This window comes from Pseudomonas acericola (SeqCode) (assembly GCF_053456465.1).
In genome coordinates, this window is sequence record NZ_JBRFJB010000001.1 from 16,975 (window position 1) to 31,942 (window position 14,968).

Sequence of the window (14,968 nt, forward strand, 5' to 3'; positions counted from 1 at the left end):
ATGGTGCCCCGAGGGAGACTCGAACTCCCACTCCTTTCGAAAACGGATTTTGAATCCGCCGCGTCTACCAATTCCGCCATCAGGGCTCAATGGCGGCGAAGTATAGAGATGAGATTACCGTTGGTCAATCACCTTTCATGGTCAATTTTCACTATTTCCGCTAGACTTCCCGGCCCTGCTAGACGAACTCCATCATGCGCGTTGCTGACTTTACTTTTGAGCTCCCTGATTCGCTGATCGCTCGCCACCCTTTGGCCGAGCGTCGCGCCAGTCGACTGCTGACCCTGGACGGGCCCAGCGGTGCCCTCGCACACCGTCAATTCACTGATTTGCTTGAGCATTTGCGCCCTGGCGATCTGATGGTGTTCAACAATACCCGGGTGATTCCGGCGCGGCTGTTTGGCCAGAAAGCTTCCGGCGGCAAGCTGGAAATCCTGGTGGAGCGCGTGCTGGACAGCCATCGCGTGCTGGCCCATGTGCGCTCCAGCAAATCGCCGAAACCGGGTTCCTCCATCTTGATCGATGGTGGTGGTGAAGCCGAGATGGTCGCTCGCCATGACGCGTTGTTCGAGCTCAAGTTCGCTGAAGAGGTCTTGCCGCTGTTGGAGCGTGTCGGCCATATGCCGCTGCCGCCCTACATCGACCGCCCCGACGAAGACTCGGACCGCGAACGCTATCAGACGGTTTACTCCCAGCGTCTCGGTGCAGTCGCTGCACCGACTGCCGGCCTGCATTTCGACCAGCCGCTGCTGGATGCGATCGCCGCCAAGGGCGTCGAGACCGCCTATGTGACCCTGCACGTGGGGGCCGGTACGTTTCAGCCGGTGCGTGTGGATAACATCGAAGACCACCACATGCACAGCGAGTGGCTGGAAGTCACCCAGGAAGTCGTCGATGCCGTAGAGGCCTGCAAGGCCCGTGGCGGACGAGTGGTCGCTGTAGGCACCACCAGCGTACGCTCCCTGGAAAGCGCGGCGCGTGATGGCGTGCTCAAGCCGTTCAGTGGCGACACCGATATCTTTATCTTCCCGGGCCGTCCGTTCCATGTGGTCGATTGCCTGGTCACCAACTTCCATTTGCCCGAATCCACGCTGTTGATGCTGGTCTCGGCATTTGCCGGTTACCCGGAAACCATGGCCGCTTACCAAGCTGCCATCGCTAACGAGTACCGTTTTTTCAGCTACGGTGATGCGATGTTCATCACCCGTAACCCGGCGCCACGCGGCCCAGAGGAACAACTATGAGTCGTATGTCGTTTGAATTGCTCGCCACCGACGGCAAAGCCCGTCGCGGTCGCTTGACCTTCCCGCGCGGCACCGTGGAGACCCCGGCGTTCATGCCGGTTGGCACCTACGGCACCGTCAAGGGCATGCTGCCGCGGGATATCGTCGCCACCGGCGCCGAGATCATCCTCGGCAACACCTTCCACCTGTGGCTGCGCCCGGGCACGGAAGTGATCAAGAAGCATGGCGACCTGCATGACTTCATGAAGTGGCAAGGCCCGATCCTCACCGACTCCGGCGGTTTCCAGGTGTTCAGCCTGGGCGCCATGCGCAAGATCAAGGAAGAGGGCGTGACCTTCGCCTCGCCGGTGGACGGTTCCAAAGTGTTCATGGGTCCCGAAGAGTCGATGCAGGTGCAGCGCGACCTGGGTTCCGACATCGTGATGATTTTCGACGAATGCACGCCGTACCCGGCCGATGAAGACGTCGCGCGGATTTCCATGGAGTTGTCCCTGCGTTGGGCCCAGCGCTCGAAGAACGCCCACGGCGACAACACGGCTGCGCTGTTCGGCATCGTCCAGGGCGGCATGCACGAAAACCTGCGCAAGCGCTCGCTGGAAGGTCTCGACAAAATCGGCTTTGACGGCCTGGCCATCGGCGGTCTGTCGGTGGGCGAACCCAAGCACGAGATGATCAAGGTGCTGGATTATCTGCCAGGCCTGATGCCGGCTGACAAACCTCGTTACCTTATGGGCGTTGGCAAACCGGAAGATCTCGTAGAGGGTGTGCGCCGCGGTGTGGACATGTTCGATTGCGTGATGCCAACCCGTAATGCCCGCAACGGGCATCTGTTCATCGACACAGGCGTGCTGAAGATCCGTAACGCGTTCCATCGCCATGATGATTCGCCGCTGGATCCCACCTGTGATTGCTACACCTGCCAGAACTTCTCCCGTGCTTATCTGCACCATCTGGACAAGTGTGGGGAAATGCTGGGTAGCATGTTGAATACCATCCACAATTTGCGTCACTACCAAGTCCTGATGGCTGGTTTGCGCGAGGCTATTCAACAGGGTACATTGGCCGCCTTCGTCGATGCCTTCTATGCCAAGCGCGGGCTTCCTGTGCCGCCCTTGGACTGAGTTTTCCGACCCTAAGATTCACTATTTGCAACTGGAGTGCTAAATGAGCTTTTTTATCTCTAACGCCATGGCTGACGCCGCTGCGCCTGCTGCTGCCGGCCCTATGGGCGGTGGTTTCGAGTGGATTTTCCTGGTCGGCTTCCTGGTCATCTTCTACCTGATGATCTGGCGTCCACAGGCCAAGCGCGCCAAAGAGCAGAAAAACCTGCTGGGCAGCCTGCAGAAAGGTGACGAAGTCGTGACCACTGGCGGCATCGCCGGCAAGATCACCAAGGTTTCCGACGCTTTCGTGGTACTGGAAGTCTCCGACACCGTAGAAATGAAGTTCCAGAAGGGCGCCATCGCCGCCACGCTGCCAAAAGGCACGCTGAAAGCGATCTGAGTAACAACCTTTACCAATCGACGGGGCGCGCAAGGCGCCCCGCGTCATAAGCGGGCGGCGTGATGCTGAACAAATACCCTCTGTGGAAATACGTACTGATCCTGGCGGTGCTGGCGATCGGTTTTATTTATTCCGCTCCCAATCTCTATCCTGATGACCCGGCGATCCAGATCACTGGCGCCAGCACTTCGCTGCAGGTCAATCAGGCTGATCTGGAACGCGCGAGCAAAGCGCTCACCGACGCGGGTATCCAGGTCAAGGCGGCAACGTTGGCGGCTGATGCGAAGGGCGGCTTGTTGCGCCTGACCAAGCAAGAAGACCAACTGCCGGCCAAGGATGTCGTGCGCAAGACCATGGGTGACGACTACGTAGTCGCGCTCAACCTGGCACAGACCACGCCAAAATGGCTGCGCAGCATTGGCGCGCACCCGATGAAGCTGGGTCTGGACTTGTCCGGTGGTGTGCACTTCCTGCTGGAAGTCGACATGGACAAAGCCCTCGACGCGCGTCTGAAAGTCTACGAAGGCGACGTGAAGAGCCTGCTGCGCAAAGAGAAACTGCGTTATCGCAGTCTGCCGCAGCTCAACGGTGCCATTCAGCTGGGCTTCTCTGATGAAGCTTCCCGTGAACAGGCTCGTGCGCTGATCCGCAAGAACTTCACCGATTTCGACATCGTACCGGCCGACCTCAACGGTCAACCTGTACTGCGTCTGGCGATGACCCCGGCCAAGCTGGCGGAAATCCGCGAATACTCCATCAAGCAGAACTTGACCACGGTACGTAACCGCGTCAACGAGTTGGGTGTGGCCGAGCCGATCGTTCAGCGCCAGGGTGCCAACCGCATCGTGGTCGAACTGCCGGGTGTGCAGGACACTGCTGAAGCCAAGCGTATCCTGGGCAAGACCGCCAACCTGGAGTTCCGTCTCGCTGCTGAGCCGGGTGCTTCCAAGGCCACCTCCGAAGAGTTCGAGTTCCGCGAAGGCAACCGTCCTCCTGCATTGATCGAGCGCAGCCTGATCATCACGGGCGACCAGGTCACCGATGCCAAGGCCGGTTTCGGCGAGCACGGTACCCCTGAAGTGAACATCCGCCTGGATGGCCATGGCGGCGAACTGATGAGCCGCGCCACGCGCAGCAACGTCGGTCGCAGCATGGCGGTGATCTTCATCGAGCAGCGCCCGGTGACCACCTACACCAAGCAGATCGTCAACGGCGTCGAGAAAGACGTGCCGGTGCAGTCCTTCAAGGAAGAGAAGAAGATCATCAGCCTGGCGACCATCCAGTCGCCGCTGGGTGCTCAATTCCGCATCACTGGCCTGAACGGCCAGGGTGAGTCGTCCGAGCTGGCACTGCTGCTGCGTGCTGGTGGCCTGGCGGCTCCGATGTACTTCGCTGAAGAACGCACCATCGGCCCGAGCCTGGGTGCTGACAACATCACCAAAGGTATCGACGCAGCCTTGTGGGGCATGCTGTTCGTGTCCCTGTTCATCATCGCCATCTACCGCTTCTTCGGCATCATCGCCACCGTGGCCCTCGCGGGCAACATGGTGATGCTGCTGGCCCTGATGTCGCTGCTGGGTGCTACGCTGACCTTGCCAGGTATCGCCGGTATCGTGCTCACCATGGGTATGGCCGTAGACGCCAACGTACTGATCTTCTCGCGGATCCGTGAAGAGATCGCCAACGGCATGACCGTACAGCGTGCAATCAACGAAGGCTTCGGCCGGGCATTTACCGCGATTCTCGACTCCAACCTGACCACCTTGCTGGTCGGCGGGATTCTCTTCGCCATGGGTACCGGCCCGGTCAAGGGTTTTGCGGTAACCATGTCCCTCGGTATCTTTACCTCGATGTTCACGGCCATCATGGTGACCCGCGCAATGGTCAACCTGATTTATGGCGGGCGTGACTTCAAGAAGTTGTGGATTTAAGGGGCTGCCATGTTACGTACAATCAACTTCATGGGCGTTCGCAACGTTGCGTTCGGCGTCACTGTGCTCCTTACCGTTCTGGCGTTGTTCAGCTGGTTCCATAAGGGCCTGAACTACGGTCTGGACTTCACCGGCGGTACGCTCATCGAGCTGACCTACGAGAAGCCTGCCGACGTTACCCTGGTGCGCAATGAGCTGGTCAAGGCTGGCTATCACGAAGCCATCGTGCAGAGCTTCGGTGCAACCACCGACCTGCTGGTGCGTATGCCGGGCGAAGACCCGCAACTGGGTCACCAGGTAGCTGAGGCCTTGCAGAAGGTCGGCGGCGACAACCCTGCGTCGGTCAAGCGCGTCGAGTTCGTCGGCCCACAAGTGGGTGAAGAACTGCGCGACCAGGGCGGCCTCGGCATGCTGATGGCGCTGGTCGGCATCATGATCTACCTGGCGTTCCGCTTTCAGTGGAAGTTCGGCGTCGGCGCGATTGTCTCGCTGATCCACGACGTGATCGTCACCGTGGGTATCCTGGCGTACTTCCAGATCACCTTCGACCTGACCGTACTGGCGGCCGTGCTGGCGATCATTGGTTACTCCCTCAACGACACCATCGTGGTATTCGACCGGGTTCGTGAGAACTTCCGCGTACTGCGCAAGGCGTCGTTGATCGAGAACATCAACATCTCCACCACCCAGACCCTGCTGCGGACCATGGCGACGTCGATCTCCACCTTGCTGGCGATTGCTGCGCTGATGATCTTCGGTGGCGACAACCTGTGGGGCTTCTCCCTGGCGCTGTTCATCGGTGTTCTGGCGGGCACCTACTCGTCGATCTACATCGCCAACGTGGTGCTGATCTGGCTGAACCTCAACAGCGAAGACCTGATCCCTCCTGCCGCTACCGGCAAGGAGGTCGACGACCGCCCTTGATGGGCAGTTGTTGATCCGCTGTTACAAGAAAGGCACGAGTATTGAACTCGTGCCTTTTTTTTTGCTCCAAGGCTGGGTATAGCGCGGACGTTTCCGTCCGTTTGTGATGGTCAGGAGGTTCATGTGAACAAGTCGTTACTGGTGGGTGCGGTATTGGGTGCTGTCGGTGTGACTGCCGGGGGTGCTTTTGCCACCTATAGCCTGGTAAAAAGCGGCCCTGAGTATGCGCAAGTGCTGGCAGTGCAGCCGGTGAAAACCCAGATCAAGACGCCACGGGAAGTCTGCAAGGATGTCGCCGTGACCCGGCAGAAGCCGGTGCAGGATCAGCATCAAATCGTCGGCACTGTGGTCGGTGCGCTGGCCGGTGGCCTGCTGGGCAACCAGGTCGGTGGCGGTAATGGCAAGAAGCTGGCGACTGTAGCCGGTGCCGTCGGTGGCGGTTACGCCGGTAACAAGGTTCAGGAGGGCATGCAGAACCGCGATACCTACACCACCACGCAAACCCGTTGTAACACCGTGAACGACATCAGCGACAAGGTTGTCGGTTATGACGTGCGTTACAACCTGGATGGCAAGGAAGGCTCCGTGCGTATGGAGCGCGACCCTGGTAGCCAGATTCCGGTCGACAAAGAAGGTCGTCTGATTCTCGGCCAGAACCAGCAGTAATCCATAAGCCTGGTGCAGTTCAAAATGTGGGAGCGGGCTTGCTCGCGAAGGCGCAGTGTCAGTCAGCAGATTTATTGACTGAACCACCGCTTTCGCGAGCAAGCCCGCTCCCACATTTGGTATTTGTTGTTGATAGTGGTGCGTTACCACAATCCTACAGGCATAAAAAAGCACCCCGAAGGGTGCTTTTTTGTGCTCGCTCGCTCGCTTAGCGCTTCAGCGAAGCCGGCAGGTGCGGCTGGATCGCCGTCAGGACTGCCTTGAAGCATTTGGTGTTACCAGCAACCACGTGGCCTTTTTCAAGGAAGTCGTGACCGCCGGTGAAGTCGCTCACCAAACCGCCTGCTTCCTGGATCAGCAGGGCGCCTGCAGCCATGTCCCACTCGGACAGGCCCGATTCCCAGAACGCATCAAACCGGCCGGCGGCAACGTAGGCCAGGTCCAGGCTTGCTGCGCCAGCGCGACGGATGCCGGCGGTCTGGCCAACCAGGGCGCGGAACATGCCCAGGTAGTTTTCCAGGTTGTCCATCTGGTCGTCACGGAACGGGAAGCCGGTACCCAGCAGTGCGCCGTCCAGGCTGGTGCGGCCGCTGACACGCAGGCGACGACCATTCAACTGGGCGCCACGGCCACGGCTGGCGGTGAATTCTTCCTGGCGAACTGGGTCGAGTACGACAGCGTGTTCCAGGCGACCGCGGTATTTGCACGCGATGCTCACGGCAAAGTGCGGGATGCCGCGCAGGAAGTTGGTGGTGCCATCCAGTGGGTCGATGATCCACAGGTAGTCTTCGCCTTCGCCGCTACCTTTGTGCAGGCCGGTTTCTTCACCGAGGATGCCGTGGGTCGGGTAGGCCTTGCGCAGCGCGTCGATGATTTTCTGCTCGGCGGCGCGATCCACCTCGGATACATAATCCTTGGCGTCTTTTTCGTCGACCTTGATGGTATCCAGGCGCTCGATGGAGCGGAAGATCAATTCACTGGCGCTGCGGGCGGCGCGCAGCGCGATATTCAGCATGGGCTGCATGGATGTGTCACCTAAGGTTGTTAAAGAAAGCCGGGCATTCTAGCAGAAACTTTCTTCAGGTGAAGGACGACGTTAGCTTTCATGGCATAACCTTAGGCGGTTCTGTAAGATTTGCTCCCCTTTCCCGTGTCCGAGAGCGCCTCCCTTGCTGCAAAACATTCGTGTCGTCTTGGTCAATACCAGTCATCCCGGCAATATCGGTGGGGTGGCGCGAGCCATGAAAAACATGGGGCTGACGCGCCTGGTGCTGGTCGAACCACGCGTGTTCCCGCATCACGAGGCCGATGCTCGCGCTTCCGGCGCCAATGACATCCTGGAAAAAGCCCAGGTTGTCGCCACCTTGGAAGATGCGTTGGTCGGCTGCAACCTGGTCCTGGGCACCAGCGCCCGCGACCGTCGCATTCCCTGGCCGCTGCTGGACCCGCGTGAGTGCGGCACCAAAGTGGTGGAGGAAGCTGCTGGCGGCGCTGAAATCGCCTTGGTGTTCGGCCGTGAAGACTCCGGCCTCACCAACGACGAGCTGCAGCGATGTCATTACCACGTGCACATTCCATCAGACCCTGAGTTCAGTTCGCTGAACCTCGGGGCAGCGGTGCAGGTGTTGACGTACGAAGTGCGCATGGCCTGGCTGGCCGCCGAAGGCCAGCCAAGCAAAGTGGAAAAGGACGAAGTGGCGTCGACCAAAAGTGGCGAACTGGCCACCATGGATGAGCTGGAGCGGTTCTATGAGCACCTGGAGCAAACCCTGGTGGCCATCGAATTCCTCGATCCTGAAAAACCACGGCACTTGATGGCGCGCCTGCGTCGCTTGTACGGGCGTAGCTCGGTCAGCCGAGCGGAAATGAATATATTGCGTGGCATCCTCACGGAAACCCAGAAAGCGGCCCGTGGCGAGCTTCTAAAGCGGAAGGATTAAAAATGTTCGAGCGTCTGCGAGAAGATATCCAGAGTGTTTTCCACCGTGACCCGGCGGCGCGCAACGCCTTTGAAGTGCTGACCTGCTATCCGGGCATGCACGCCATCTGGATTCACCGCCTGTCCGGCGCCCTGTGGGGCATGGGCTGGAAATGGCTGGCGCGGCTGGTGTCGAACTTTGGTCGCTGGATGACCGGGATCGAGATCCATCCAGGTGCCAAGGTGGGGCGCCGCTTCTTTATCGACCATGGCATGGGCATCGTGATCGGCGAGACCGCCGAAATTGGCGACGATGTGACGCTCTATCAGGGCGTCACCCTTGGCGGCACCAGTTGGAACAAAGGCAAGCGCCACCCGACACTGGGCGATGGCGTGGTGGTAGGGGCGGGCGCCAAGGTGCTCGGTCCGTTCACGGTTGGTGCGGGCGCCAAGGTGGGTTCCAACGCCGTGGTGACCAAAGCCGTGCCGCCTGGTGCGACGGTTGTCGGCATTCCTGGGCGGATTATCGTCAAGCCGGAAGTCGGCGACGAGCAGGAAGCCAAGCGCAAGGCCATGGCCGAGAAGATCGGCTTCGATGCCTATGGCGTCAGTGAAGACATGCCCGACCCTGTGGCGCGCGCCATTGGCCAGTTGCTCGATCATCTGCAAGCGGTCGATGGCAAGCTGGATGGCATGTGCGGCGCCTTGAAGGATCTGGGTAGTCCCTATTGCGCCAAGGATTTGCCTGAACTGCGCGAAGAAGACTTCGCTGAGATCAAGGATGAAGCCGCCACCAAGGCTGGCTAGTTCCAAAGGCTGATACATAACCCTGTGGGAGCTGGCTTTTCTGCGATAGCGGTGGGTCAGCTACCTACAAGTAAGCTGGCAGACCGCTATCGCAGGCAAGCCAGCTCCCACATTTGATCTCCATTGGTCTCGCAGTCCCTGTCCAGGCCTGAAGCTGCTGTTCGTTCCCACCCCATCCTGCTATGATTCGCGCGCCCTTTTTACGGGTAATCCTGACTAAAGTACTAGGTCTTATAGTTGACTTAAATACTCGGGAATCGCATACTCGCTCCCATTCTGAAACACCTTGGTACTTGTCCATGAGACTGACTACAAAAGGCCGATACGCGGTGACTGCCATGCTCGACTTGGCTTTGCACGCGCAAACTGGGCCGGTGTCCCTGGCCGATATCTCCGAGCGCCAAGGCATTTCCCTGTCCTACCTTGAGCAGCTGTTCGCCAAGTTGCGCCGCAGCAATCTGGTTTCCAGCGTGCGTGGGCCAGGGGGTGGCTATCAGCTTTCCCGCGATATGCAGGGCATCCAGGTCGCCCAGGTGATCGACGCGGTCAACGAATCCGTCGATGCCACCAAGTGCCAGGGGTTGGGTGATTGCCACGCCGGCGACACCTGCCTGACACACCACCTGTGGTGTGACTTGAGCCTGCAGATCCATGAGTTTTTGAGTGGTATCAGCTTGGCTGATCTTGTGACTCGCCGTGAGGTGCAAGAAGTAGCCCAGCGTCAGGACCAGCGCCGTTGCAACACCAAGGCGCCGCGTCTGGACAAGATTGAAGCGTCCGCCGTCGAGTGACAGCCGAAGAGCTAACGGCACGCCAGCCAGCCTGATTTAGGAGAAAGTCCATGAAATTGCCGATTTACCTTGATTACTCTGCGACCACCCCGGTTGATCCGCGTGTAGCGCAAAAGATGAGCGAATGCCTGCTGGTTGACGGAAACTTCGGCAACCCGGCCTCCCGTTCCCACGTGTTTGGCTGGAAAGCCGAGGAAGCGGTCGAGAACGCTCGTCGCCAAGTCGCCGATCTGGTTAACGCCGATCCACGCGAAATCGTCTGGACCTCCGGTGCTACCGAATCCGACAACTTGGCAATCAAGGGTGCGGCGCATTTCTACGCGACCAAAGGCAAACACCTGATCACCACCAAGATTGAGCACAAGGCTGTCCTCGACACCATGCGCCAACTGGAGCGTGAAGGTTTCGAGGTAACTTACCTTGAGCCGACCACCGACGGTATCGTCACCCCGGCCATGATCGAAGCCGCGCTGCGTGAAGACACCATCCTGGTTTCCGTGATCCACGTGAACAACGAAATCGGCACCATCAACGACATCGCGGCCATTGGCGAGCTGACCCGTTCCAAGGGCATCCTGCTGCACGTCGACGCTGCTCAGTCCACCGGCAAGGTCGACATCGACCTGTCGAAGCTGAAAGTCGACCTGATGTCGTTCTCTGCCCACAAGACCTACGGCCCTAAAGGCATCGGCGCCCTGTACGTGAGCCGCAAGCCGCGCGTGCGCATCGAAGCCACCATGCACGGCGGCGGTCACGAGCGCGGCATGCGTTCGGGCACCCTGGCGACCCACCAGATCGTGGGCATGGGTGAAGCCTTCCGCGTAGCCAAGGAAGACATGGCTGCCGAAAACATTCGCATCAAGGCGCTCAGCGACCGTTTCTACAAACAGGTCGAAAACCTTGAAGAGCTGTACATCAACGGCAGCATGACCGCCCGTGTACCGCACAACCTGAATTTGAGCTTCAACTACGTTGAAGGCGAGTCGCTGATCATGGCGCTCAAGGACCTGGCGGTTTCGTCCGGTTCGGCCTGCACCTCGGCGTCCCTTGAGCCTTCGTACGTATTGCGCGCCCTGGGCCGCAACGACGAACTGGCGCACAGCTCGATCCGCTTTACGTTCGGCCGTTTCACCACCGAAGAGCAAGTTGACTACGCCGCGCAGAAAGTCTGCGAAGCGGTGAACAAGCTGCGCGTCCTGTCGCCACTGTGGGACATGTACAAAGACGGTGTCGATATTTCCAAGATCGAGTGGGCGGCACACTAAATATAGAAGCCGCCACCCCAGCTCTGTAGGCACGTGGCGGAAAACGCAGGCGTGTCTACAGGGTTCCAGAGCGGCCCTGATGAGTGAGGATTCAGTACCATGGCTTACAGCGAAAAGGTCATCGACCACTACGAAAACCCGCGTAACGTCGGCAAGATGGACGCGGAAGACCCGGATGTCGGCACCGGCATGGTCGGCGCTCCGGCGTGCGGCGATGTGATGCGCTTGCAAATCAAGGTCAACGAAGCGGGCGTTATCGAAGACGCCAAGTTCAAGACCTACGGCTGCGGTTCGGCCATCGCCTCCAGCTCCCTGGCGACCGAATGGATGAAAGGCAAGACCCTGGATGAGGCTGTCACCATCAGCAACACCCAGCTGGCCGAAGAACTGGCCCTGCCGCCAGTGAAAATCCACTGCTCCGTACTCGCTGAAGACGCCATCAAGGCGGCCGTTCGCGACTACAAGCAGAAGAAAGGCTTGATCTAAGCATTTGGCGACGAGTAAGGAGTCAACGATGGCTATCAGCATGACAGAAGCGGCTGCGCAGCACATTCGCCGCTCCCTGAATGGGCGCGGTAAAGGTGAGGGGATTCGTCTGGGTGTACGCACCACGGGCTGTTCCGGCCTTGCCTATGTGCTGGAGTTCGTCGACGAGGTGGTTGCGGAAGACCAGGTGTTCGAAAGTCACGGCGAAAAAGTGATCATCGACCCTAAAAGCCTGGCCTACCTGGACGGCACCGAGCTCGATTTCGTCAAGGAAGGGTTGAACGAAGGCTTCAAGTTCAACAACCCCAACGTACGCGGTGAATGTGGCTGCGGCGAAAGCTTCAACATCTGAGGCTATTCGTGGGTACTCCTTGTCATTTCGCTTTATTCGAGCTGCAGCCGAGCTTTCGGCTGGACCTTGAGCAGCTTGCCACGCGCTACCGAGAGTTGGCGCGTGGGGTGCATCCAGACCGCTTTGCTGACGCCTCCGAGCGCGAGCAACGTGTTGCTCTGGAGAAGTCGGCCAGCCTCAACGAGGCTTATCAGACCCTGAAAAATCCGCCCAAGCGCGCGCGTTACCTGCTCGCGATGAACGGTGGAGAGCTGCCGCTGGAAGTCACTGTGCATGACCCCGACTTCCTGATGCAGCAGATGCAGTGGCGCGAAGAACTCGAAGACTTGCAGGACGAAGCCGATCTGGCGGGTGTCGCAGTCTTCAAGCGTCGTCTGAAAACGGCCCAGGATGAGCTCAACGAAAGCTTCGCAGCCTGTTGGGATGATGCAGCGCAACGTGAACAGGCTGAACGCCTGATGCGGCGCATGCAGTTCCTCGACAAGCTCACCTACGAAGTGCGCCAGCTAGAAGAGCGCCTCGACGATTAACCCCGTGTGCTGCCCGTGATGCACGCCTGATAGACAGATAAGACCTGATTACCATGGCCCTACTGCAAATCGCCGAACCCGGCCAAAGCCCACAACCGCACCAGCGTCGCCTGGCGGTCGGGATTGACCTGGGCACCACCAATTCCCTGGTTGCTGCCTTGCGCAGCGGCCTGTCCGAGCCGCTGCCCGACGCCGATGGCCAGGTGATCCTGCCGTCTGCCGTGCGTTATCACGCGGACCGCACCGAAGTCGGCGAGTCGGCCAAATTGGCGGCGTCTGCCGATCCCTTGAATACCGTGCTGTCGGTCAAGCGCTTGATGGGTCGTGGGTTGTCCGACGTCAAGCAATTGGGCGACCAGCTGCCGTACCGCTTTGTCGGCGGCGAATCCCACATGCCGTTCATCGATACCGTCCAGGGTCCGAAAAGCCCGGTGGAAGTGTCGGCCGATATCCTCAAGGTTCTGCGCCAGCGTGCGGAATCCACGTTGGGCGGTGAACTGGTGGGCGCGGTGATCACCGTTCCGGCCTATTTCGATGATGCCCAGCGCCAAGCCACCAAGGATGCGGCGAAACTCGCCGGCCTGAATGTGCTGCGCCTGCTCAACGAACCGACCGCTGCTGCGGTGGCCTACGGTCTGGACCAGCATGCCGAAGGCCTGGTCGCGATCTACGACTTGGGCGGCGGCACCTTTGATATTTCGATCCTGCGCCTGACCGGCGGTGTGTTTGAAGTGCTGGCCACCGGCGGCGACAGCGCCCTGGGTGGCGATGACTTCGACCACGCCATCGCTGGCTGGATCATCAGCAGTGCTGGTTTGTCCGCCGACCTGGACCCAGGCGCGCAGCGCAACTTGCTGCAAACCGCCTGCGCCGCTAAAGAAGCGCTGACCGATGCTGCATCCGTTGAAGTTTCCTACGGCAACTGGTCTGCCCAACTGACTCGCGAAGCCTTCGATTCGTTGATCGAGCCGATGGTCGCCCGCAGCCTGAAAGCCTGTCGCCGTGCCGTGCGTGATTCTGGTATCGAGCTGGAAGATGTCGGTGCCGTGGTCATGGTCGGTGGTTCCACCCGCGTGCCGCGTGTTCGCGAAGCCGTCGCCGAGGCCTTTGGTCGTGAGCCATTGACCGAAATCGACCCGGATCAAGTGGTCGCCATCGGCGCCGCGATCCAGGCCGACACCCTGGCCGGCAACAAGCGCGACGGTGGCGAGCTGCTGCTGCTCGACGTGATTCCGTTGTCCCTGGGCCTGGAAACCATGGGCGGCCTGATGGAGAAGGTGATTCCACGCAACACCACCATCCCCGTTGCCCGCGCCCAGGACTTCACCACTTACAAAGATGGCCAGACGGCCATGATGATTCATGTGCTGCAGGGCGAGCGCGAGCTGATCAGCGACTGCCGCTCCCTGGCGCGTTTTGAATTGCGCGGCATTCCGGCGATGGTGGCCGGTGCGGCGAAGATTCGCGTGACCTTCCAGGTCGACGCCGATGGCCTGCTTAGCGTTGCGGCGCGTGAGCTGGGTTCGGGCGTTGAAGCCAGCATCCAGGTCAAGCCTTCCTACGGTCTTACCGATGGCGAGATCGCCAAGATGCTCAAGGACTCGTTCCAGTACGCCGGCGACGACAAGGTCGCCCGTGTATTGCGTGAGCAACAAGTGGATGCCCAGCGCTTGCTCGAAGCCGTGCAGGGCGCTCTTGAGGTCGATGGCGAGCGCCTGCTGGACGCCGAAGAGCGCATGGTCATCGACCTGCAGATGCAGGAGCTGGCCGAATTGATGAAAGGCACCGATGGTTATGCCATCGAGCAGCAGACCAAGCGTCTGTCGCAAGTGACCGATGCCTTCGCTGCCCGCCGCATGGACCAGACGGTGAAAGCCGCCCTGGCGGGACGCAACCTGAATGAAATCGAGGAATAATTAATGCCGCAGGTCATTTTTCTGCCACACGCCGAGCATTGCCCGGATGGTATGGTCGTGGAGGCTGAGACCGGCAAGTCCATCCTCGAAGTCGCCCATGATAACCACATCGAGATCGAAAGTGCCTGCGGCGGCGTCTGCGCCTGCACCACCTGTCACTGCATCATTCGCGAGGGCTTCAACACCCTGGAAGAGGCTGACGAGTTGGAAGAGGACTTTCTTGATCGCGCATGGGGCCTGGAGGCGCATTCGCGCCTAAGCTGTCAGGCGAAGGTCGGGACCGAAGACATTACTGTCGAAATTCCGAAATATTCGCTCAACCATGCGGCCGAAGCGCCGCACTGATTGGTAGAACTGTCATGAGTTATGGTTGGAATGATGTACAGCGCATTGCTGAAGAGCTCGCTGAAGCCAAGCCGGACGTGAGCCCGCTGACGGTCAACTTCGTTGATCTGCAGCGCTGGATCATGGAGCTGCCTGATTTCGACAATACTTCTGGCCGCTGTGGCGAGAAGGTATTGGAAGCGGTCCAGGCGCTCTGGATCGAAGAAATCGACTGATCGTCCCCGCAGGTTAGGCAATACCCAATAACCCGCGTATAATTCGCGGGTTTAATTTTTCGTAAATTACCGTTT

The 14,968-nt window shown here is 59.6% G+C and carries 17 protein-coding genes and 1 tRNA gene; 16 read left to right on the top strand and 2 right to left on the bottom strand.

Annotated elements, in window-relative coordinates:
- Position 1: 1 nt before the first annotated feature.
- Positions 2–86: transfer RNA gene (locus ACU688_RS00070), tRNA-Leu, on the bottom strand.
- 108 nt (positions 87–194) lie between these two features.
- Here ACU688_RS00070 and queA point away from each other — a divergent pair.
- The 6 genes from queA (at position 195) to ACU688_RS00100 (ending at position 6,268) form a co-directional block, all read left to right on the top strand.
- Positions 195–1,244: a tRNA preQ1(34) S-adenosylmethionine ribosyltransferase-isomerase QueA gene (queA, locus tag ACU688_RS00075; protein WP_207040539.1), complete on the top strand. Its 1,050-nt coding sequence runs from the start codon at positions 195–197 to the stop codon at positions 1,242–1,244.
- Between the two features lie 5 nt (positions 1,245–1,249).
- Positions 1,250–2,365, top strand: a complete 1,116-nt coding sequence (gene tgt / locus ACU688_RS00080) for a tRNA guanosine(34) transglycosylase Tgt (RefSeq protein WP_167655194.1) — start codon at positions 1,250–1,252, stop codon at positions 2,363–2,365.
- 43 nt (positions 2,366–2,408) lie between these two features.
- Positions 2,409–2,747 (top strand): preprotein translocase subunit YajC, encoded by a 339-nt coding sequence (gene yajC / locus ACU688_RS00085; protein ID WP_003175975.1) that lies wholly within the window; start codon positions 2,409–2,411, stop codon positions 2,745–2,747.
- 62 nt (positions 2,748–2,809) lie between these two features.
- The gene (gene secD, locus ACU688_RS00090; protein ID WP_448183239.1) at positions 2,810–4,678 is read left to right on the top strand and encodes a protein translocase subunit SecD; all 1,869 of its coding nucleotides are present in this window, start codon (positions 2,810–2,812) and stop codon (positions 4,676–4,678) included.
- Between the two features lie 9 nt (positions 4,679–4,687).
- The gene (gene secF / locus ACU688_RS00095; RefSeq protein WP_120449815.1) at positions 4,688–5,602 is read left to right on the top strand and encodes a protein translocase subunit SecF; all 915 of its coding nucleotides are present in this window, start codon (positions 4,688–4,690) and stop codon (positions 5,600–5,602) included.
- 123 nt (positions 5,603–5,725) lie between these two features.
- Positions 5,726–6,268, top strand: coding sequence for a glycine zipper 2TM domain-containing protein (locus tag ACU688_RS00100; RefSeq protein ID WP_017736830.1), 543 nt, complete (start codon positions 5,726–5,728; stop codon positions 6,266–6,268).
- Positions 6,269–6,476: 208 nt separating this feature from the next.
- On the opposite strand, the gene suhB is transcribed toward ACU688_RS00100, so the two are convergent.
- Positions 6,477–7,292 (bottom strand): type III secretion system regulator SuhB, encoded by an 816-nt coding sequence (gene suhB / locus ACU688_RS00105; RefSeq protein WP_003175971.1) that lies wholly within the window; start codon positions 7,290–7,292, stop codon positions 6,477–6,479.
- 145 nt (positions 7,293–7,437) lie between these two features.
- Here suhB and trmJ point away from each other — a divergent pair, with 145 nt between their 5' ends.
- The 10 genes from trmJ (at position 7,438) to iscX (ending at position 14,893) form a co-directional block, all read left to right on the top strand.
- Entirely contained in the window at positions 7,438–8,208 is a 771-nt protein-coding gene (trmJ, locus tag ACU688_RS00110; protein ID WP_026136796.1) for a tRNA (cytosine(32)/uridine(32)-2'-O)-methyltransferase TrmJ, read from the top strand.
- Between the two features lie 2 nt (positions 8,209–8,210).
- Positions 8,211–8,993 (top strand): serine O-acetyltransferase, encoded by a 783-nt coding sequence (cysE, locus tag ACU688_RS00115; protein ID WP_017736828.1) that lies wholly within the window; start codon positions 8,211–8,213, stop codon positions 8,991–8,993.
- 299 nt (positions 8,994–9,292) lie between these two features.
- Positions 9,293–9,784: a Fe-S cluster assembly transcriptional regulator IscR gene (iscR, locus tag ACU688_RS00120; RefSeq protein ID WP_003194020.1), complete on the top strand. Its 492-nt coding sequence runs from the start codon at positions 9,293–9,295 to the stop codon at positions 9,782–9,784.
- Between the two features lie 50 nt (positions 9,785–9,834).
- Complete coding sequence (locus ACU688_RS00125; protein ID WP_017736827.1) at positions 9,835–11,049, top strand: IscS subfamily cysteine desulfurase; 1,215 nt, start codon at positions 9,835–9,837, stop codon at positions 11,047–11,049.
- A 99-nt stretch (positions 11,050–11,148) separates the two neighbouring features.
- The gene (iscU, locus tag ACU688_RS00130; RefSeq protein WP_010565229.1) at positions 11,149–11,535 is read left to right on the top strand and encodes a Fe-S cluster assembly scaffold IscU; all 387 of its coding nucleotides are present in this window, start codon (positions 11,149–11,151) and stop codon (positions 11,533–11,535) included.
- Positions 11,536–11,563: 28 nt separating this feature from the next.
- A complete protein-coding gene (gene iscA / locus ACU688_RS00135) occupies positions 11,564–11,887 on the top strand; it encodes an iron-sulfur cluster assembly protein IscA (RefSeq protein WP_191950490.1) in 324 nt (107 codons plus the stop codon).
- 8 nt (positions 11,888–11,895) lie between these two features.
- A complete protein-coding gene (hscB, locus tag ACU688_RS00140; RefSeq protein ID WP_038848811.1) occupies positions 11,896–12,417 on the top strand; it encodes a co-chaperone HscB in 522 nt (173 codons plus the stop codon).
- Between the two features lie 53 nt (positions 12,418–12,470).
- On the top strand, positions 12,471–14,333 hold the full coding sequence (gene hscA / locus ACU688_RS00145) for a Fe-S protein assembly chaperone HscA (protein WP_448183240.1): 1,863 nt from the start codon (positions 12,471–12,473) through the stop codon (positions 14,331–14,333).
- 3 nt (positions 14,334–14,336) lie between these two features.
- Positions 14,337–14,678, top strand: a complete 342-nt coding sequence (gene fdx, locus ACU688_RS00150; RefSeq protein ID WP_017736823.1) for an ISC system 2Fe-2S type ferredoxin — start codon at positions 14,337–14,339, stop codon at positions 14,676–14,678.
- Positions 14,679–14,692: 14 nt separating this feature from the next.
- Positions 14,693–14,893, top strand: coding sequence for a Fe-S cluster assembly protein IscX (iscX, locus tag ACU688_RS00155; protein WP_155581720.1), 201 nt, complete (start codon positions 14,693–14,695; stop codon positions 14,891–14,893).
- Positions 14,894–14,968: the final 75 nt, after the last annotated feature.

Excerpts from the sequence above, each read along its gene's own strand:
- iscA (WP_191950490.1), top strand. The coding sequence starts at position 11,564 with ATGGCTATCAGCATGACAGAAGCGGCTGCGCAGCACATTCGCCGCTCC.
- secF (WP_120449815.1), top strand. The coding sequence starts at position 4,688 with ATGTTACGTACAATCAACTTCATGGGCGTTCGCAACGTTGCGTTCGGC.
- iscU (WP_010565229.1), top strand. The coding sequence starts at position 11,149 with ATGGCTTACAGCGAAAAGGTCATCGACCACTACGAAAACCCGCGTAAC.
- suhB (WP_003175971.1), bottom strand. The coding sequence starts at position 7,292 with ATGCAGCCCATGCTGAATATCGCGCTGCGCGCCGCCCGCAGCGCCAGT.
- ACU688_RS00125 (WP_017736827.1), top strand. The coding sequence starts at position 9,835 with ATGAAATTGCCGATTTACCTTGATTACTCTGCGACCACCCCGGTTGAT.
- cysE (WP_017736828.1), top strand. The coding sequence starts at position 8,211 with ATGTTCGAGCGTCTGCGAGAAGATATCCAGAGTGTTTTCCACCGTGAC.
- queA (WP_207040539.1), top strand. The coding sequence starts at position 195 with ATGCGCGTTGCTGACTTTACTTTTGAGCTCCCTGATTCGCTGATCGCT.
- fdx (WP_017736823.1), top strand. The coding sequence starts at position 14,337 with ATGCCGCAGGTCATTTTTCTGCCACACGCCGAGCATTGCCCGGATGGT.
- iscR (WP_003194020.1), top strand. The coding sequence starts at position 9,293 with ATGAGACTGACTACAAAAGGCCGATACGCGGTGACTGCCATGCTCGAC.
- secD (WP_448183239.1), top strand. The coding sequence starts at position 2,810 with ATGCTGAACAAATACCCTCTGTGGAAATACGTACTGATCCTGGCGGTG.
- iscX (WP_155581720.1), top strand. The coding sequence starts at position 14,693 with ATGAGTTATGGTTGGAATGATGTACAGCGCATTGCTGAAGAGCTCGCT.
- yajC (WP_003175975.1), top strand. The coding sequence starts at position 2,409 with ATGAGCTTTTTTATCTCTAACGCCATGGCTGACGCCGCTGCGCCTGCT.
- tgt (WP_167655194.1), top strand. The coding sequence starts at position 1,250 with ATGTCGTTTGAATTGCTCGCCACCGACGGCAAAGCCCGTCGCGGTCGC.
- hscA (WP_448183240.1), top strand. The coding sequence starts at position 12,471 with ATGGCCCTACTGCAAATCGCCGAACCCGGCCAAAGCCCACAACCGCAC.